Origin of the sequence: Dokdonella sp. (assembly GCF_017744955.1) — a bacterium.
Lineage (GTDB): Bacteria > Pseudomonadota > Gammaproteobacteria > Xanthomonadales > Rhodanobacteraceae > Dokdonella_A.
In genome coordinates this window covers 853,066-872,655 of sequence record NZ_JAGIAG010000001.1, presented here as the reverse complement: position 1 = coordinate 872,655, position 19,590 = coordinate 853,066, and the positions used below count along the sequence as shown (strand labels likewise).

Below are 19,590 nucleotides of genomic sequence, written 5' to 3'. Positions count from 1 at the left end.
ATTTATTTAACGCTTTCCATTTTCCGGTAAATTCTTTTTTTGAAAGCCATCACGTAATTCGGACGTCGGCTCGGTGACCCGCGTCGGACACGCAACTTTCGTGATGCCGATCGCAATTCGGCTCGAAAACGCCTCCCAGAATCGCCGTCCACCGCCTGGTTCCGGCGGCGTTCATCGAGGTCGTTCGAGAAAATGAAAGTTAGAAATTCCTTTGCGTTCGTGATTTTTTTCGCCGCGTTTTGCGGCTTCGTCCCCCACTCGAAAGCGTCTTCGCCGCTTCCCGGCGAAACCATCTTCGACGGCAGCTTCGAGTTCGTGTCTGTGACCGGCCCCTGCGCCGGCTTCTATCCCGAATCGTTCGCGCTGCCCGAGGGCAGGGGCGCCGGCCCGTCGCTGGCCGCATCGCCGAAACCGGTCAAGGCCGTGCCGTTCAGCGAATCGACCTTCGGCACCTGCATGGTCCGCACCACCGACCACCGCGTCGAATATCCGCCCGCCGCGTTCCTGCGCGAGGACTATTCGCGCCGGCAGGCGTTCAATGCCGACAACACGCGCTTCTTCGTGTTCGGCTCGAACGGCTACTGGCACCTGTACGACGCCAACTCGCTGGCCTACCTGCACGTGCTCGACGGCCTGGCCGGCGACGCCGAGCCGCAGTGGCACCCGACCAATCCGAACCTGCTGTACTACGTGCCCAACAACGGCGGCACCGTGATGTACTCGCTCGACGTCAGCACCGGCGCGCGCCAGACCGTCGCCGACTTCCGCGGCCAGCTGCCGGCGTGGGCGCAGAACGCGGCGCACATCTGGACCAAGTCCGAAGGCTCGCCGTCGGCCGATGCGCGCTACTGGGGCTTCATGGTCGAGGACGGCGGCTACTCGACACTCGGCTTCATCGTGTGGGACCTCGCCCAGAACCGGCTCGTCGGCAGCCGCCAGAACACCTACCGTCCCGATCACGTCAGCATGACGCCGTCGGGCCGCTGGTTCACCAGTTCGGGTTTCGACGGCACCTGGGCCTGGTCGCCGGATTTCACCAAGAAGAAGAAGCTCCACCACACCACCGAGCACTCCGATCTGGCGATCGGCGCGAACGGCGACGACATGTACGTCTCGCTCGACTACCAGAGCAACGGCGGCGACGTGTTCTACATCGACATCGACGCCTGCCCGGCCGTCCCGGCGGACGCCGTCAATCCGCCCGAATGTCCGCGCACCGTGCTGTTCCCGACCTACGTCAACGGCAGCACCACCGCGCTGCACATCTCCGGCAAGGCCTATGCGCGTCCGGGCTGGGTGATCATCACGCCGTACGGCACGGCGCTCAGCCGCGACGGCACGATGCCCTGGTACGGCAACAAGGTGTTCGCGATGCAGCTCGCGCCGCAGGCGCGCGTCTACGAGCTCGCCTACCACAACAGCGTGGGCGTGACGCCGCTGGCGTACTGGTCCGAACCGCAATCGTCGGTCAATCGCGACCTGACGCGCATCCTGTTCAACTCGAGCTGGTACGGCACCGATCAGAGCGACATCGAGGCGTATCTGATCCAGCTGCCGCCCGGAGCGGTGCACTAGGTCAGCTCGGCGGAAAACGGCATCGGCTCTCGCGCTTTTGGGGCGAGGGTCGAAGCTGGTTTCTCGCAGAGACGCAGAGGACGCGGAGAAAGAGCACTCTGGATTTTTCTCCGCGTCCTCTGCGCCCCTGCGAGTGCAGGCTTTCTCGCACTACGCCTCGAACTTCGGACGAGTGGCCTTAGCGCGAACAGCTCGCGCCTGGATTTTTCTCCGCGCTCTCTGCGCCTCTGCGAGAGCACGCTTTCTCGCACCACGCCTCGAACCTCGGGCGAGCGGCCTCAGCGCGAACAGCTCGCGCTTCGACCATCATCTGCTCGAACGCGTGCGTCGATCAGCGCCTCACTCGTCCAGGACGCCGTCCGGCAACAGCACCTGGTACGCCTCGATGTCGCCCTCGTTGGTGCTCTGCCAGCTCGAGGAGAACTGGATGCGCCGGAAGCCGCGATCCACCGTCGCCTGCGGCTCGGACCAGTAGCCCAGGCCGGTCACGCCGATGCTGCGGTGATAGGCGATGCCGAGCGCGCGCGGCTTGTCCTTCAGTTCCAGCGCGAAGATCTTGTCGGCGAACCACGGCAGCGCGCCGTTGCGCTGCGGCGTCGTGCCGTAGGTCGACACCAGCACCCAGCCGGGACGGTCGTAGGCCTTGCCGGAAAAATGCATCGCGCCGACGCTGCCGTTGACGTAGCTGCGGAACAGCACCGTGCGCGGGCAGACCGGCGCGTCGCGCACGTCCGCCGGCACCGCCGGGCAGGCGTCGACGTCGGCGTAGAACACGTCGCCGCCGTTGCTCTGGTAGTCGATCGAGACGTACACGTCGTGGCCGTCGGCGCCGATCGCCAGATCGGAATGCTCGCTCTTGTGGTGCAGCTTCTTCTTCTGCGTGAAGTCCGGCGACCAAGCCCACGTGCCGGTATCGTCGTCGGAGATCGTGAACCAGCGCCCCGACGGCGTCATGCTGACGTGATCGGGCCGCTCGGACCCCTCGCGCGCGCCGACCACGCGCTGGTTCTGCTGGTCCCAGACCAGGAAACCGAGCAGTTCGAACTTGCCGTTCTCGACCTGGAAGCCCCAGTAGCGGCCGTCGGCCGACGGCGAGCCTTCGGACTTGGTCCAGATGTGTTCGGCCGTGGCGCCCCACGCCGGCAGCGCGGCCTTCAGATCGGCGACGACCTTCGAGGCGCCGCGGCGGATGTCGATCTGGTCGATCACCGTGCCGCCGTTGAGCGGCAGGTAGTCCAGCCGTTGCGGATCGTTCGGCTGCCACTGCGGCTCGGCGTCGCCGGCCAGCCCCTTCAGCACGCCCAGATGCTTGAAGTTCGCCGCATCGTAGAGATGCCAGTAGCCGTCCGTCGAGAACGCCAGATAACGCGAATCGTCGGCGTTGAACGCCTGCCGGCGCGAATAGTCGTTGCGCAGGAAACCGCCGTTCGGATAGTCCGCCTGGCGGTCGGTCGCGCGCACCAGGCAGGTTCCGAACGTCGGCTCGCGCACGCCGACGCCTTTCTGCGGACGCGCCAGTTCCGGTATCGCGGTCGGCGCGTCGTAGGCGGAGAGCAAGGCGAAATCGCCGGCCGCGTACAGGTCGGCGCAACCGCCGGCACGCGGCGCCGTTTCCGGCAGCGAGGCGCGCTTGTGCGAGGAATGCGCCGCCGCGACGCCCGCATCGACGGCCGGCCGCGGCGGCGGATCCGGCGCATCGCGACTGCCCGGCCGCGACGCCCCCATCACCGCGAGCGCCGCGCCGCCGGCGGCGAGGAATGACACGAGAACCAGTTTCGACATGTTCGTTGGCCGACTCAGGAAGGAATCCTCGGCCGACGCCGGGATTCCCGTGGCACGCGAATGTGCCGCTCGCGACCGGACACGTGCGGACCGCTCGCGCAGGCGAGTCCGGAAGCAGTCCGGATCCGCCGATGGGAAGATCGACGAGTCGCCGATGCGCCGGCCGCACGCGATCCGCCGGCGAGTGTACGCCGCCCGCGCGCGCGCGATCGGCGACGGCGAATGCGCGTTCCGGTGCGAGTCAGCATGACCTCCGCGGCGACGCGCGGGATGCGATCATGGCGCGCCACCGCCTTGCCGCTGCGCCCTCGAACGCCATGACGGATTTCCTGCTCTCGCCGCTGACCTGGCTGATCGCCGCCTCGCTGGTCCTGCTCGGCGCGCGCCGGCGCTGTCTGCGCCTGCCCGCGGTCGCGCTGGCGATGCTCGCGCTGGTGGCGATGACCCCGCTCGGCGCCAATGCGCTGGTGCGCCTGGTCGAGATCGACGCGGGCGATCCGGCGGCTTGCTCCGAGCCGCTGCCGGACGCGCTCGTCGTGCTCGGCGGAGGGTTCGACGGCGATCCGCAGGACGCCGACGACGTCGTCGCCTTGTCCGCGCCGAGCCTGCGCCGGCTGCTCGCCGGCGCCGCCGCGTTCCAGCGCGCCGGTGCTGTGCATCTGTACATCGCCGGCGCGGCCGACGAACGCGTACCGGAGAGCCAGGTGCTCGCCGCGCTGGCCGAACGCCTCGGCGTGCCGGCCGCGGCGATCGTCACCGAGCGGACCTCGATGACGACCTGGGAGAACGCCGAGCATCTGCGCGCGCTGCCGCAACCGCCGCCGTCGCGCATCGCGCTGGTCAGCTCCGCCTTGCACCTGCCGCGCGCGCTGGTCGCGTTCCGCGCCGCCGGCTTCGACGCCTGCGCGATCGCCAGCGATTCCGCCTGGGTGCCGCCGCGCGGCATCGGCTACTTCCTGCCGCGCACGTCGGCGCTGCGCAAGGCCGACGCGGCGATCCACGAGATCGTCGGCATGCTGGTCTATCGCTGGCGCGCGCGTCAGCCGGCGGCGGCGAGCTTGCGTTCCCACGCCAGCGCGGTGCGCGCGATGACGTCGATGTCGTCGTAGCGCGGACGCCAGCCGAGCACCTCGCCGGCGCGCGCGGCGTCGGCGATCAGCGACGGCGGATCGCCGGCGCGGCGCGGCTGCTCGACGACGGCGATACCGGCGCCGTGCGCGCGCTCGACCGCCGCGATCACCTCGCGCACCGAATAGCCGTGGCCGTAGCCGCAGTTCAGCGTGGTCGAGGCGCCGCCGGCGCGCAGGTAGTCCAGCGCGCGCAGATGCGCGGCGGCCAGATCCTCGACGTGGATGTAGTCGCGCACGCCGGTGCCGTCGGCGGTCGGGTAGTCGGTGCCGAACACGCTGAGCTGCGCGCGCCGGCCGAGCGCGACCTCGCAGGCGACCTTGAACAGCAAGGTCGCGTTCTTCGTGCTCTGGCCGATGCGGCCCTGCGGATCGCCGCCGGCGACGTTGAAGTAGCGCAGCACGACGTGGCGCAGCGCGCCGATCGCGTCGAGATCGCGCAGCATCCACTCGCTCATCAGCTTGGAGCTGCCGTAGGGATTGATCGGCTGCGTCGGCGAATCCTCGCGCACGCGGCCGTCGCCCGGGATGCCGTACACGGCGGCGGTCGAGGAGAACACGAAATGCTTCACGCCGGCCTTCACGCAGCGATCGAGCAGGCTGCGCGTCTGCGCCGTGTTGTTGCCGTAGTAGCGCAGCGGATCGGCGACCGACTCCGGCACGATCGTGCGCGCGGCGAAGTGCATGACGGTGTCGACCGCGTGTTCGCCCAGCACGCGCTCGACCAGCGCCTCGTCGCCGACCTGGCCGACCACCAGCGGCGCGTCGAGCACCGCTTCGCGAAAGCCGGTGCTGAGATCGTCGAGCACGACCACGCGCTCGCCGGCCTCGCGCAGCTGGCGCACGACGTGACTGCCGATGTAGCCGGCGCCGCCGGTGACGAGAATCGTGTTCGCGCTCATCGCATCCGCCCCGCCGGGTCCGTGATCATCGCCTCTGCGTTCATGATGTTTCCTCCGACATCGGTTCGTTCGACACCGGCCGCGCGGTCGACGTCGCGTTCGCGCGCGCGTGCTCGCGGCCTTGTCCGATCAGGATCTTCGCATCCAGCACTTCCAGGTCGGCGCTGGTCGAATAGGTGTGGCAGCCCTTCAGGTGCGCGTCCCAGCTCGGCTCGAGGCGCCCGATCGGCCGCTCCGCGTAGCGCTCGGGATCGAGTTCGGTGACCTCGTTGAAGACCACCGCGTAGCCGTACTCGACGCTGCAATCCTGCGACGGCCGGATCAGCCGGCCTTCGTGCACGAACAGGCGGCCGGCCGGGCGCGCGGCGCGCACGTCGCTGACGATCGGATTGTTCGGATGCGGCCGCCACGGCCCCAGCGGCGTCGGCGCGCTGAACAGGAACAGGTCGTCCCAGATGCGATCGTCGTAGCTGAGCGCGCTTTCCTTCACCGTGGCGAACAGGTACCAGCGCGTGCCGTCGAAATGCAGGGTCGGGTCGACGATGTTCCAGCCGTGCAGCAGGTGGGACACCTGCTCCCACTGGTCCGGGAAGCGGCGCGCGCGATACAGCGTGACGCGCTGCGTCTCCGACGACTCGACCGTCATGTAGATGTCGCCGTTCCACTCGAACAGGCACGGATAGGACAGATGCCAGGCGGTCTCCAGCGCGACCCAGGTGCGCGCCGGGCGCAGGTCGCCGCCGAGCTCGATCGCGGTGATGAGGCCGCGTCGCGTCGCGTACGGATAGTCCTCGACGAAGACGTAGTCGCGCCCGTCGTGGCGCAGCGCGCACGGATCGGCCCAGAAATGTCCGGGCGGCGCGTCGACGCGCTGGAATTCGTCCAGCCGCGGCGCCGCCGGATCCAGGCGGCGGCCGCGCCGCACGGCGAGGAACCAGGATTCGACGCGACCGAGCCGCGGCAGTTGGCGGCGCAGCCCGCGCAGCACGAAGCGCAGGCCGAACACGCACATCGCCAATGTTCCCGGCGGTTGGAACTGCGGCGCCGGATGCAGCGCCGGCGACCGCCCCAGCGCCAGCTCGCGCAGCGCGCGCACCAGCAGCGCCGGCGTACGCAGCAACTGGTTGGCGCGATTGCGCGAGAACGACAGCTGCGAGGTCGCGCTGCGCAGCGGTTGCAGCACGCGCCAGTCGCCGAGCTCGGACAGATGCACCAGCAGGCCGCCGCGCGTGACCGGGTCGCCGCGCATCACCGGATCGAGCAGCCACAGCGCCGAGCGCAGCGGGTCGAAGGCGTAGCGCTCGAACGTCCACACGCCGAGCCGCGCGGCGGCGGCGAGGCGGGGACCGGCCGGCGGCAGGCCGATGGAGACGATCAGATCCGGCTTCGCCTCGGCGAGACGCTGCAGGTCCTCGTCGGCCAGTTCCAGCGTCGGCTCGGTCTGCCGGGCGCGGCAGCCGATGAAGATCGTCTGCGGCAATCGTCCCGGCAGCGAGCAGCGCGCGGTCGCCATGCGCGCGACGCCGCCGATCCACGCGTCGGCGTGCAGGAACAATTCGAGCAGCCGCGGCAGGTGGCGCGGCGCCGGCGCCGTCACCGCGCCGATCGTGACCAGGTCGGCCACGTCGCTGTCGACGATCGCCGCCAGCGTCTCGGCGATCCAGGTCGGCGCGTTGACGTGGCCGACCAGCGCGACCACGCGCAGGCGCGTGGCGTCCGGCGGCAAGGCCGGGTACAGGTGCGAACGCTTGTCCGCGGCGTCGATGCGATCCACGCTGTCCCCCGTCAACTCCGCGCGCACCAGTCGCGCACGGTCCCCAGCAGCCTGGCGCGATCCTCGCCGTACATGAACAAGTGATCGCACTCGGGCCAGTAGTCGAACGTGATTCCCGCCTCGCGCTCGGCGACGCCGAACGTCGCCGCGAACTGCCGTCGATGCAGGAAGTACGCCGCCCCCCCGGTATACAGCGCCAGCACGCGCACGTCGCGTGCCAGCAGTTCGTGCATCTGCGCGCGCGCCGCCGCGGGCGACGGCCAGTCGCGCAGGTCGTCGTCGCTGATCTCGGCCGCGGCGAACGCGCGCCGGCGCAGCATGCCGGGCCAGCTGCGCGGCGGACGCCGCAGCAGCAATTGCAGCTGGCCGACGCGGAACCAGCCGCCTCGCGCGGCGAAACCGTCGAGCAGCAGCAGGCCGCGCACGCGCCGATCCGCCAAGGCGACCTTCCAGCCGAGGTCGGCGGCCGAACAGATGCCGCCGACGACGAAACCGGTCTCGCCGAAGCGCGCCTGCAGCGCGTCGAGAATGCGCGCGACCACGGCCGGCGCGTCGGCGCCGCGCAAGGGCGCGTCGCCGACGCCGGGCAGGTCGAAGCGCAGCACCGCCTGCCCGGCCTCGGCGAGCGTGCGCGCGAGCTGCACGGAGAGACGGAACGGACCGGCGCGATGCACCAGACCGGCATTCAGCAGCACCACCACGGCGCTGCCGGGCCGCCTCTCCGCAGGCAGCGTCAGCACACCGAACAGGCCGTCCCCCAGTTCCAGCACCTGTTCCCTCATGCACCCTTCCCTGCCGACCAGGCGGCGACCAGCGTTCCGACCAGACCGTCCAGCTCGCGCCCCGGAAACACGTTGCGGATGGTCAGGTCGGTCTCCCAGCCCGCCAGCGCGGGCGGCAGATCGAAGCGATGCGGCGGCGTGGCGCCGTCGGCGAGCGTGCCGTCGCCGACGACGTCGAAGGCGATCCTCGGCGCGACGGTGCGCTGTGCGGCGAGTTCGGCGCGCAAGGCGGCGCCGACGTGCGAACCGAGCAGGCGGTCGGCGACCGCCGCACGCGGCGCGCGCAGATGCGGATAGCGCTGGCGCGAGGCGCGCTCGTGCGCGTCCATCGCACCGAGCTGGTCGAGCCAGGCGGCGCCGTCGGACAGCGGCTGCCACAGGCACACGCGCGCCACGCCGTCGGCGTCGGTCGCCGCGAGCGCCGGCCAGACGCCCGCGCGCACGCCGAGCAGGAGCAACGGGGCGTCGGCGACGAGTCCGCGCAGCAGCGCCAGCGCCGTGCGCGTGTCGGCCGTCGCGCCGGCGAGGCTGAAGGCGTCGTCGTCGCCGGCCGAGTCGCCGCTGCCGAAATAGTCGAAGCGCAGGCACAGCCAGCCCTGCGCGGCGAGCCGCGCCGCGACCAGCGAGATCAGCCGATAGCTCAGGAACTGCTCGTGGAAGAACGGTGGGCAGATCAGCACGCCGCCGCGCAGCGGCACCTGCGGCGCCGGCACGTGCGCGACGGCGAACAGCTCGCGTCCGGGCGATCCGAACGGGATCGGACGCACCGACGAACTCATGAACCGGTCCGCCCGCGGCCGCCACGCCCGAACAGCCGCCCGAGCAGCGACGGCGCCGCCGTCGCGGCCTGCTCCGGCAACTGGCTCGCCAGCGAACCGAGCGTGCCGGTCGCGACCGCCATCAGGTTCAGGCGCACGCCGGTGTCGCGCTGCACGCGCGTGGCCATCTCGACCGCGAGCAGCGAATGGCCGCCGAGTTCGAAGAAGTTGTCGTCCGGGCGCACCTCGGCGAGGCCGATCAGATCGCTCCAGAGCCGGCCCAGGTACGCTTCGCGCGCGTCGCCGGACGCCTCCGTCGGCGCGTCCGCTTCCGGCGCCGCCTCCGGCTGAGTCGATACGGCCAATTCGGCCAGCGTCTTGCGGTCGATCTTGCCGTTCGGGGTGTGCGGCAGCGTCGCCAGCACCTCGATCTGCTGCGGCCGCATGTAGGGCGGCAAGGCCTCGCGCAGACGTTCGCGCAGCCGCGCGGCGAGATCGCCGGCGACGGTCGGCGCACCGACGTAGAGCACCAGCCGCTCGTCGTTGCCGCCGAAGCGGCGCAGCACGGCGGCGGCCTCGCGCACGCCGGACTCGGCGCGCGCGGCGGCTTCGATGTCGCCGGGTTCGATGCGATGGCCGCGCAGCTTGATCTGGTCGTCGGCGCGGCCGTGGAAATGCAGCACGCCGTCGCGCAGGCTGCCGATGTCGCCGGTGCGGTACATGCGGCTGCCGTCGGCGGCGAACGGATCGGCGCGGAAGCGCTCGGCGGTCAGATCGGGGCGGCCGAGATAGCCGTCGGCGACGCCGGCGCCGCCGATCCAGAGTTCGCCTTCCGCGCCGGACGCCACCGGTTTCATTTCGGCGTCGAGCAGATGGAGCGTCGTGTTGGCGATCGGTTGCCCGAGCGGCACCGCGCCGCCGCCGCGCTCGACGCGCGCCACGCTCGACCAGATCGTCGTCTCGGTCGGGCCGTACAGGTTCCACAGCTCGCGCGCCGGCGCCAGCACGCGCTCGGCCAGGTCGCGCGGCAGCGCCTCGCCGCCGACCAGCAGCTTGAGTCCGCGCACGGCCTCCTCACCCGCGCCATCGACGAGCAGGCGCAGCAAGGTCGGCGTGGTCTGCAGCACGCTCGCATGCGCTTCGCGCAGCGCGCGCGCGAGTTCGAGCGGATCGTGCGTCTGGGCCTCGCCGAGCAGCCGGATGCGCGCGCCGACGATCAGCGGCAGATACAGCTCCAGGCCGGCGATGTCGAACGACAGCGTGGTCACCGCGGCGAGCACGTCGTCGGCGTCGAGGCCGGGGCGCTCGCGCATGGAGACGAGGAAGTTGGCGAGATTCCGCTGCAACACGCGCACGCCTTTCGGCACGCCGGTCGAGCCGGAGGTGAACAGCACGTAGGCGAGATCGTCGCCGTCGATGCGCGGCAGCCCGGTCGCGGCCGCGCCTTTCGCGGAGTAGGCGACGCGCGCGAAGTCGCCGCCCTGCACCGCGGCCGGCAGCTCGGCGCCGTCGAAGACGACGACGTGGCGCAGCGCCGACTGCTCGATCATCGTGCGCAGGCGCGCGTCCGGAAACGCCGGATCGAGCGGCACGTAGGCCGCGCCCGCGCGCAGCACGCCGAGCAGGGCCGGCAGCAGCTCGATCCGCCGCGGCATGCAGACGCCGACCAGATCGCCGCGCGCGACGCCGGCGGCGCGCAGGTTCGCCGCGAACGCGGCGCTGTCGCGCCAGAGCTGCGCGTAGCTCAGAGAACCGCCCTCGCCTTCGATCGCGACGCGATCGGGCGCGCGCTGCACCTGCGCTTCGATCAGGCTCGGCAACGTCGGCGCGGCCGGCTCGACCGGCGCGGCGGAATCCGCGTCGGGCGGCAGCGGCGCCCGCGCGGCGCCGTCCGGCGGCACGAACGCGGCCAGCGTCCGCTCGAACTCGCCGATCCAGCGGCGGATCGTCGCCGCGTCGAACAGCGCCGTGCGGTAGTGCACGTCGAGACTCAGCGCATGGCCGTCGTCGTTGAGATTGAAGAACAGATCCCACAGCAGCGCCGCGTGACGGCAGTCCTGCCAGGTCACCGCGAGATCGTCGTAGGCCGGCGCGCGCACGCGCGGGTTCAGATTGAACACGACCTCGGCCAGCGCGCCCTGCGCATCGCGGCGGCGCGGACCCAGCGCGTGCACGACATCGAGCAGGGTCAGATCCTGGTGCTCGGCCGCGTCGAGCAGCGCGCGCTGCGCGTCGGCGACGAGCGCGTCGGTCGAAGCGCCCTCCGCGACCGCGAGGCGCAGCGGCAAGGTGTTGACGCCGTCGCCGATCAACGCGCCGCTGCCGGCCAGCGCCTGGCCGGCGAACGGAATGGCGACGACGAAGTCACGCCGGCCGGAAGCGCGCGCGAGCCACGCGGCGAAGCCGGCCAGCAGCAGGCCGTACAAGGTCGCGCCGCGCCGCCGCGCCGCCTGGCGCAACGCGTCGGCGAGCTCCGGCGTGAATGCGTGGCGTTCGCTGTCGGCGGAGAAGTCGGTGGCGACGGCGGCGCGCGGACGGTCGCTCGGCAAGGCGAGCGGCGGCGGCGGGTCGAGATGGCGCGCGCGCCAGTAGTCGAGCTGCGCCGCGTTCGACGCGCGCCGCGCGCGCTCGTCCAGCACGTAGGCGCGATAGCTCTGCGCCGGCGGCAGCTCCGGTTCGCCGCCCGCGGCGTAGGCGTTGTAGGCGGTTTCGAGTTCCTCGCAGAACACCGCCAGCGACCAGCCGTCCATCGCGAGATGGTGCATGAGCACGTGCAGCGCGTGCCGATCCTTGCCGAGCCGGATCAGGTTCAGGCGCAGCAGCGGCGGCGCGTCGAGATCGAACGGCTCGTGCATCGCCTCGCGGCAGAACGCGTCGAGGCGGGCCTCGACGTCGGCCTCGGCGGAAAAATCCCGGTCGCGCAGCGGCAGCGGCGGCAGCGTCCGCAGGCTCTGCGTGCGGCCGTCGGGCGCGATCGCCAGGCGGAACGCCTCGTGCCGCGACCACACCCATTCCAGTGCGCGCTTCAACGCCGCGACGTCGAGCGCGCCGTCGTAGCGCAGCACCACCGCCTCGTTGTAGGCCAGCGCCGCGCTGCCGCCGTACTGACCGCCGAGCCATTTCTCGAGCTGGCCCTGGGTCAGCGGAAACGCATCCGCGACAGCGGACGCGCCGACCGCCGCACTCGCGCCGTCGCGCGGCGACAGCAACCGCTCGCGCATCAGCGCCGCGGTCGCGGCCTCGACGGCGGCGACGATGCGCTCGACGTCGTCGTCCGTATGCGCCTCGGTCAGGAAGCAGTTGAACTGCTCGTACACGTGCAGGCCGTTGGCGCGCAGCGCGTACCAGAACAGGCTCGCGAACGGCTGTCCCTCGTCGGCGACGATGCGCCACAGCGAGCTGAAGCCGACCGCGTGCAGCGGCGCCGCGTGCGCCGCGAAGATCGCGTTCAAGCGCTCGATCAACATCGCCGTGCGCGCGTTCAGGCGGCGCTGCAGCTCCGGCCCGCTGCGCTGGAGGTGCGTCAACGCCGCCTTGGCCGCGGCGAGCGCGAGCGGGTGGCGCACGAAGGTGCCGGCGAAGTAGGTCACGCCGGCTTCCGGGTGGGAATCGTCGCCGAAGCGCCAGTCGCCGCCGTCGAGCGCGTCCATCCAGTGCGCGCTGCCGGCGATCGCGGCGAACGGCAGGCCGCCGCCGATGATCTTGCCGTAGGTGGCGAGGTCGGCGCGCACGCCGTAGAACTCCTGCGCGCCGCCCGGCGCGATGCGGAAGCCCGTGATGACCTCGTCGAAGATCAGCGCACAACCCCCTTCGTCGCAGATCGGCCGCAGCGCACGCACGAATTCGCGCGGCTGCAGCGACGGATTCTTGCCCTGCACCGGCTCGATCAGGATCGCGGCGAGTTCGTGCGCGCGTTCGCGCAGGATGCGCAGCGATTCCTCGCTGCCGTAGTCGAGCACCAGCACGTTCTCGACCGCGCTGGCGAGAATGCCCGGCGCGGCGGCGATCGAGCGCAGGCTGCGCGTGCCGCGCACGATCACCTCGTCGAAGATGCCGTGGTAGGAGTTGGTGAAGATCGCGATCGTCTTGCGCCCGGTCACCGTGCGCGCGACGCGCATCGCGCCCATCACCGCTTCCGAGCCGGTGTTGCAGAACGCGACGCGCTGCATGCCGGTCATGCCGGCGATCAGCTCGGCGACCTCGGCGGTCAGCGGATGCTGCGGACCGACTTCGAAGCCCTGGTCGATCTGCTGCTTCAACGCGTCGGCGACGTAGTCCGGCTGGTAACCGAGGAAATTCGCGCCGAACGCGTTCAGGCAGTCGACGTATTCGTTGCCGTCGACGTCCCACAACCGCGCGCCCTTCGAGCGCTCGACCACCAGCGGATAGACCAGCTCCTTCCACAGTGGATTGAAACCGGTGACCACGCGCGGATCGGCCATGCGCGCGCGGTGCTGCTGGCTGAACGCCTTCGACTGCGCGGTGCGTGCGTTGTAGGCACGCGTGAAGTCGTCGACGTAGGCGCGCTGCGACGGACTCAGCGCGAGATCGCCCTTCAAGGTGATGCGCGCGGAAGCGCCGAACGGCCGCTCGACCAGGTTCGCCGTCTCCTCGACCGCAACGGCGGTCTGCACCGCGGGGGACACGACGCGGGCCGGCGCGGGCGCCGGCGCCGCGGCGGCGCCGCCGGCGAGCGCGGCGAGCAGTTGTGTCTGCTGCTGCATCAGCGCCATCTGGCTCTGGATCAGCTGGGTCAGCAGCGGCGCGTCGGCCGCCACCGGCGCAGCCGCCGCCGGCATCGCGACAGGCGCCGGGGCGTCCGCCGGCAGCGTCGCGTCGAGCAGGTCGGCGAGCTTGTCGATGCTGTCCAGATCCTCCATCAGGCGGCGGAACTTCAGCTTCAATCCGTAGCGCCGTTCGAGTTCGAGCGCGGCCTGCGTCAGCGACAGCGAATCCAAACCGAGTTCGAGCAGGCTCGCGCCGTCCTGCGCCGCGCCGACCGGCTCGCCGCTGAGGTTCTCGACCAGCTCGCGCAGCTCCGCGCGCAGGCGCGCACCGCGCGGCGGTGCGGTCGGCGGGACGGGTGCGGCGGGTGGACTCATCTCGACGGCTCCGATGACGCCGCTCGCGGCCGGCGCCGATGTTTCGATCCAGTATCGCTCACCGCCGAACGGATACCCCGGCAGCACCACGCGATGGCGCTTCTCGCCGGCGAAGTACGCGTCCCAGTCCGGCTCGCGGCCCTGCCGCCAGCATTCGCCGAGCGCCTGGGCGAGGTGCTCGGCGTCGCTGCCGCTGCGCGACGCCGCGCCGAGCGAGGCAGCCGCGGCGTCGCCTTCGCGCAATTGCGTGCGCACGAAGGTGGTCAAGGCCTGCGACGGGCCGACTTCGACGAACAGCGCCGGGCCGTCGGCCAGCGCATCGGCGACCGCGTCGGCGAATCGTACCGGTTCGCGCAGCTGGCGCAGCCAGTAGGCCGGGTCGGTCGCCTCGTCCGCGCGGATCGGCCGGCCGCTGACGCAGGAATGGAACGGCCGCGTCGGCGGCGCCAGGCGCACCTGCGCGAAGGCGCGCTCGAATGCCGGCAAGGCGCCGTCCATCGAGGCGGAATGGAAGGCGTGGCTGACTTTCAGCCGCGTGCTGGCGATGCGTTCGGCGTCGAGCTCTTTCGCGAACGCATCGAGCGCGTCCTCGGCGCCGGCGACGACGACCAGCTCCGGCGCGTTGACCGCCGCCAGCGTCACGCCGAGCGGCAGGCGCGCGGCGACGTCGTGCTCGGCCGCGCGCACCGCCAGCATCGCGCCGGGCGGCTGCGCCTGCATCGCCGCGCCGCGCGCGCAGACCAGCGCGATCGCGTCTTCGAGCGTGAATACGCCGGCCAGGGTCGCGGCGACGTATTCGCCGATGCTGTGACCGATCATCGCGTCGGCGTCCAGGCCGATCGACTGCCACCAGCGCGCCAGCGCGTATTCGACCGCGAACAGCGCCGGCTGCGTGCAGCGCGTCTCGGCGAGCTGCGCGTTGGCGCGCTTCTCGTCGCCCGTCATCGGCAGGATCAGCGCACGCAGGTCGAGGTCGAGGTGCCGGGAGGCGAGTTCGCAGCAACGCTCGAACGATTCGCGGAACGCGGGTTCCGCGGCGACCAGTTCGCGCGCCATGTTGGCGTGCTGCGAGCCCTGGCCGGGGAACAGGAACACCAGCTTCGGCTTGGCCGCGCGGCAGGCGGCGAGGCGCGCGAGGCGTGTGCGCGCCTCGGCGACGGTGCGCGCGACGACCACGCCGCGCACCGCCATCGTCTTGCGGCCGAGCGCCAGGGTCGCGCCGATGTCGGCGAGGTCGGCGTCGGTGTGCGCGGCGAGCGCGTCGGCCAGTTCGGCAGCGCGACGACGCAGCGCGTCGGGATCGCGCGCCGACAGCGGCAGCAGCGCGACCGGCCGCCCGGCCGAGGACGGCGCGCGCTGCGGCGCTTCCTCGAGCACCACGTGCGCGTTGGTGCCGCCGACGCCGAACGAACTGACGCCGGCGCGGCGCGGCGCGGCCTTGCGCGTCCACGCCTTGGCGCGCTGCACGACCTTGAACGGCGTGCGCGCGAAGTCGATCTCCGGATTCGGCGTGCGGTAGTTGAGGCTGGCCGGGATGCGGCCGTGATGCAGCGCCAGCGTCGCCTTGATCAAGCCGGCGACGCCGGACGCGGCGACCAGGTGGCCGAGGTTGCCCTTGAGCGAACCGATCCAGCAGGTCGGCGCGGCGCCGCTGCCGCGCTCGGCGGCGAACGCGCGCGCGAGGGCTTCGATCTCGATCGGATCGCCGAGCGGCGTGCCGGTGCCGTGCGCCTCGACGTAGCCGATCGAGTCGGCCTCGACGCCGGCGCTGGCCAGCGCGAGACGGATCGCGGCGGCCTGGCCGCGCACGCTCGGCGCGCTGAAGCTCGCCTTGTCGGCGCCGTCGTTGTTGACGCCGACGCCGCGGATCACCGCCCAGATCGTGTCGCCGTGCTCGATCGCGTCGGCGAGGCGCTTGAGCACCACCACGCCGGCGCCGGAGGAGAACACCGTGCCGGTGGCGTCGGCGTCGAACGGACGGCAATGGCCGTCGGCCGACTCGATCGCACCCTCGGCCGGCAGGTAGCCCGACTCCTGCGGCACCGCGATGTTGACGCCGCCGGCGAGGGCGACGTCGCACTGCCAGCTCATCAGCGCGTACCAGGCCTGCGCGATCGCCACCAGCGACGTCGAGCAGGCGGTGTACAGGCTGATCGCCGGTCCCGTCAGGCCGAGCTTGTGCGCAACGCGCGTGGCGACGTAGTCCTTTTCGTTGGCCAGCATCGCGGCGAACTCGCCGGCCGCGGCGACCAGGTCCGGCCGCGCTTCGACCAGCTTGCGATAGCCATTGTTCGAGGTTCCGGCGAACACACCTATCGAAGCGGCGCCGACGCCGCCCCGCGCACGCGCCGGATCGATGCCGGCGTGCTCGAGCGCGTTCCAGCACAGCTCGAGGAACACGCGCTGCTGCGGATCGATCAGCTGCGCTTCGCGCGCGGAGATGCCGAAGAAGCCGGCGTCGAAGCGGTCGGCGTCGGCGACCACGCCGCGCGCCGGCACGTAGCGCGGATGCTCGCGCAGCTCGCGCGGCACCAGCGGCGAGAGCTGCTCGGGCGTGAAGCGCGTGATGCTCTCGCGGCCGGCGAGCAGGTTCGCCCACAGCTCGTCGACCGAGGCCGCGCCCGGAAAGCGTCCGGCCATGCCGACGATGGCGACGCCGTCGCTGGCTGCATCGCTCATCGCGCACCTCCGCGCGGGCCGAAGCGCGCGAACGAGGCGCGCTGGCGCTCGCCGCGCTGCTGCACGTCCGCTTCCACCACCGCCTCGACCGGTGCGTCCGCGCCGAGCAGCGCCGCCTGCGCGGCCGCGCTCGGATGCTCGTACATCTGCGCCGCGCTGAGCACGTGGCCGTGGCGGCGCAGTTCGGTCAGCGCGCGCACGACGAGCAGCGAGCGTGCGCCGCGTTCGAACAGGTTCTCCTCCGCGTCGAGGTCGCCGACGCCGAGCAGCTGCTGCCAGAGTTCGACCAGTTGTTCCCGCAGCGGCGCGCCGGCGCGCCAGTGCAGCACGCTCGCGCTCGCTTGACGGGCGAGTTCGCGGCGGTCGATCTTGCCGCTCGCGGTCAGCGGCAGCGCCGCGTGCAACACGAACTCCTGCGGCACCAGGTACGCCGCCAGCGTCTTCGCGCTGTGCGCGCGCAGCGCCGTGGCGAGCTGGGTTTCGGTGCTGCTCGGATCGCGCGGCACGACGTGCGCGACCAGACGCCGTGCGCCGTCCTCGCCGGCCGCGACGACGACCGCCTCGGCCACCGCGGCGTGACGCACGAGCACGGCCTCGATCTCGGCCGGTTCGATGCGGAAACCGTCGAACTTGATCTGCTCGTCGAGGCGGCCGAGATAGTCGAGCACGCCGTCCGCGTGCCGGCGCACGCGGTCACCGCTGCGGTACCAGCGCGCATCGCCCTGCTCGACGAAGCGTTCGGCGGTCAATTCCGGCTGGTGGATGTAGCCCGCGGCGAGGCAGTCGCCGCCGAGCCACAGCTCGCCCTCGAATACATTCGCAGCCGAAGGCTGCCGCGACTGCCCCTCGCCTGCGAAGCGGGAGAGCGGAGGGCCATCGGCGGATGCCGAGGGTGGGGTGAGGGACGCTTCGGCGACTGCGTCGCCCCACTCTTCGCCGTCGACCACGCGCACGTCCACCCACGGCAGCGGCGCGCCGATCGGCGGCAGCTCCGGCCATGCGGCCGGATCGCCGGACAGCTCGTGCGCCGTGACCACGTGCGTTTCGGTCGGGCCGTAGTGGTTGTGCAGCACCGCGCCGGGCAGCGCCGCGAACAGCGCGCGGATCGCCGGCGTGATGCGCAGCTGCTCGCCGGCGGTGATCACGTCGCGGAGACGTTGCGGTGCCGGCGCACCGGTCGCCACCGCCTCGGCCAGCGCCTGCAGGCCGACGTAGGGCAGGAACAGGCGCTCGACCTGCTCGCGCGCGAGCAGGTCGAGCAGGGCGTACGGATCGCGCCGCTCCGCGTCGCTCGGCAGCACCAGGGTGCCGCCGCCGGCGAGGGTCGAGAAGATTTCCTGGAACGAGACGTCGAAGCCGAGCGGCGCGAACTGCAAGGTGCGCGCGGGCCGGCCGAGGCGCGCGTGCGCGCGATGCCAGTCGATCAGGTGCGCGACCGCGGCGCGACGCATGGCGACGCCTTTCGGGCGGCCGGTCGAGCCGGAGGTGAACAGCACGTAGGCGAGTTCGCCGTGCACCGGCGCGACGGCGTCCGCGGGCGCCGCGAGCGCGGCGCGGCGGTCGATCCAGGTGGTCCCGCGCGGCAGGCGCGCGCGCAGCGCGGCGTCGCCGAGCGCGCAGCGCGGGCGCGCGTCCTCGCACATCGCGGCGAGGCGCGCGTCGGGAAAATCCAGATCGAGCGGCAGGTAGGCCGCGCCACAGGCGAGCGTCGCCAGCAGCGCGGCGATCGTCTCCGCGCTGCGCTCGGCCGACAGCGCGACGAGGTCGCCGGAAGCGACGCCGCCCCGATGCAGCGCGGCCGCCAGCGCACTCGTCTGCGCCAGCAGGCCGGCGTAGTCGAGCGTGAGCGCACCGGCGCGGACCGCTTCGGCCTGCGGCCGCGCGGCCGCCTGCGCGAGCAGCGGCGCCAGCAGCACGTCGGCGGCGTGCGCAGCGGTCCGGCTCACCGCAGCCCCCATTCGACCGCGGCGTTGGCGCCGAAGCGCTCGAGCACCGAGAGCAGCGGACCGAGCACGGTCAGATACGCGCCGAGCGCGCTCGCCAGCCAGCGCTTGCCGACGCGCCGGCGCTCGTCGACGACGTCGCCGACGAAGTCGCGCCAGTTGTCGGCGCCGAGCTGGTCGAAGGCGATCGAGATGGTCATGTTCAGGCTGCGCGCGGTGTGCCACCAGCCGCAGGGCAGGAACAGCGTCTCGCCGGCGCGCACCACGACCTTCTGGCACTTCGCCTCGCGGAACAGCGGATAGCGCTCGTAGTCCGGATGATGATGATCGCGGATGCTCGACTGCCACGGCACTTCCGGATTGACGTAGAGCAGGTGCTCCTGCCCCGGCGCGTACAGCGTGAATTCCTTGTCGCCGTGGATCTGCGTGATCCAGGCGTGCAGGCGCAGCACGTCGTAGTGCAGGTACGGAAACTCCCCGCCGGGACCGCCGAAGAAGATCTCGAGGTTGTTGACCGCGCCGAACAGCCGCTGCGGCATGCCGACGCCGGCCTGCCGGTCGGGCAGGCTGTAGGCGAAGCGCGGCGTCACTTCCGGCAGCAGGTCGCGGAAGGTCTTGGCGATCTCGAACTTGCACGGATACGGGCCGGGCCGTTCGACGGTCGAGGCGTCGAGCAGGTCGATCAGATCGTGCAGCCGGTAGTCCTGGCCGCGCACGCGCACGACGTGTTCGCCGTAGCGCTGACGGAAATAGTCCGGCGTGCCGTGGCCGTAGAGGGGCCAGGCGCAGGCGGCGTCGGTGATCACCACCGGCCGGCGCGGCTCACGGTAGTCGCGGACGAACGCCCGTTCATCGAGGTCGCTGCGGCGGTCGACCCAGGTCGATTCGCCGTGCGGCGCGGAATCCGCGAAATCCGCGATCTGCGCGTGATTGGTGCTCATGCTCGTCGCCCTCCCGCCCTGATCCTGCCCGGATGCCTCGTCGCGGCGACGGCCGCGTCGCGAGGGAATCGTGCGACCGCCGATGCGGCAGCCGCTCCTGGAGATACGGCAATCGGTGGCCGCGGCTGGCGCGGAAGGGTGCGGGCGGTCGTCGGACGCCGGGACGAAAGGGATGCGTGCCGGAACCGGCCCGGCCGGATCGCGCGCGCCGGCCGCAGCGAAGCC

General features: G+C 71.8%; 10 protein-coding genes. 2 read left to right on the top strand and 8 right to left on the bottom strand.

All coding sequences use genetic code 11. From position 1 onward, the window contains the following. The first annotated feature begins 321 nt into the window (after positions 1-321). On the top strand, positions 322-1,575 hold the full coding sequence (locus tag J7520_RS03560) for a hypothetical protein (protein WP_291184063.1): 1,254 nt from the start codon (positions 322-324) through the stop codon (positions 1,573-1,575). A 339-nt stretch (positions 1,576-1,914) separates the two neighbouring features. Here J7520_RS03560 and J7520_RS03555 read toward each other — a convergent pair whose 3' ends face one another. Then, on the bottom strand, positions 1,915-3,357 hold the full coding sequence (locus J7520_RS03555) for a hypothetical protein (RefSeq protein ID WP_291184060.1): 1,443 nt from the start codon (positions 3,355-3,357) through the stop codon (positions 1,915-1,917). Positions 3,358-3,635: 278 nt separating this feature from the next. On the opposite strand from J7520_RS03555, the gene J7520_RS03550 reads away from it, so the two are divergent. Then, entirely contained in the window at positions 3,636-4,466 is an 831-nt protein-coding gene (locus tag J7520_RS03550; protein ID WP_291184057.1) for a YdcF family protein, read from the top strand. On the opposite strand, the gene galE is transcribed toward J7520_RS03550, so the two are convergent. The 7 genes from galE to J7520_RS03515 are packed head-to-tail and all read right to left on the bottom strand — an operon-like array spanning position 4,397 to position 19,365. Then, complete coding sequence (galE, locus tag J7520_RS03545) at positions 4,397-5,386, bottom strand: UDP-glucose 4-epimerase GalE (RefSeq protein WP_291184054.1); 990 nt, start codon at positions 5,384-5,386, stop codon at positions 4,397-4,399. The two genes, J7520_RS03550 and galE, sit on opposite strands and share 70 nt — an antisense overlap. Positions 5,387-5,426: 40 nt before the next feature. Beyond that, positions 5,427-7,160, bottom strand: coding sequence for a hypothetical protein (locus J7520_RS03540; protein ID WP_291184051.1), 1,734 nt, complete (start codon positions 7,158-7,160; stop codon positions 5,427-5,429). A gap of 11 nt (positions 7,161-7,171) precedes the next feature. Continuing rightward, positions 7,172-7,942: an alpha/beta fold hydrolase gene (locus J7520_RS03535; protein ID WP_291184048.1), complete on the bottom strand. Its 771-nt coding sequence runs from the start codon at positions 7,940-7,942 to the stop codon at positions 7,172-7,174. Beyond that, positions 7,939-8,721, bottom strand: coding sequence for a hypothetical protein (locus J7520_RS03530; protein WP_291184045.1), 783 nt, complete (start codon positions 8,719-8,721; stop codon positions 7,939-7,941). The genes J7520_RS03535 and J7520_RS03530 overlap by 4 nt, the downstream gene beginning before the upstream one ends. Further along, on the bottom strand, positions 8,718-16,481 hold the full coding sequence (locus J7520_RS03525; RefSeq protein ID WP_291184042.1) for a non-ribosomal peptide synthetase/type I polyketide synthase: 7,764 nt from the start codon (positions 16,479-16,481) through the stop codon (positions 8,718-8,720). Before J7520_RS03525 ends, J7520_RS03530 begins: the two co-directional genes overlap by 4 nt. Next, complete coding sequence (locus tag J7520_RS03520) at positions 16,478-18,427, bottom strand: non-ribosomal peptide synthetase (RefSeq protein ID WP_291184039.1); 1,950 nt, start codon at positions 18,425-18,427, stop codon at positions 16,478-16,480. The genes J7520_RS03525 and J7520_RS03520 overlap by 4 nt, the downstream gene beginning before the upstream one ends. After that, positions 18,424-19,365 (bottom strand): cupin-like domain-containing protein, encoded by a 942-nt coding sequence (locus J7520_RS03515; RefSeq protein WP_291184036.1) that lies wholly within the window; start codon positions 19,363-19,365, stop codon positions 18,424-18,426. The genes J7520_RS03520 and J7520_RS03515 overlap by 4 nt, the downstream gene beginning before the upstream one ends. Positions 19,366-19,590 lie beyond the last annotated feature (225 nt).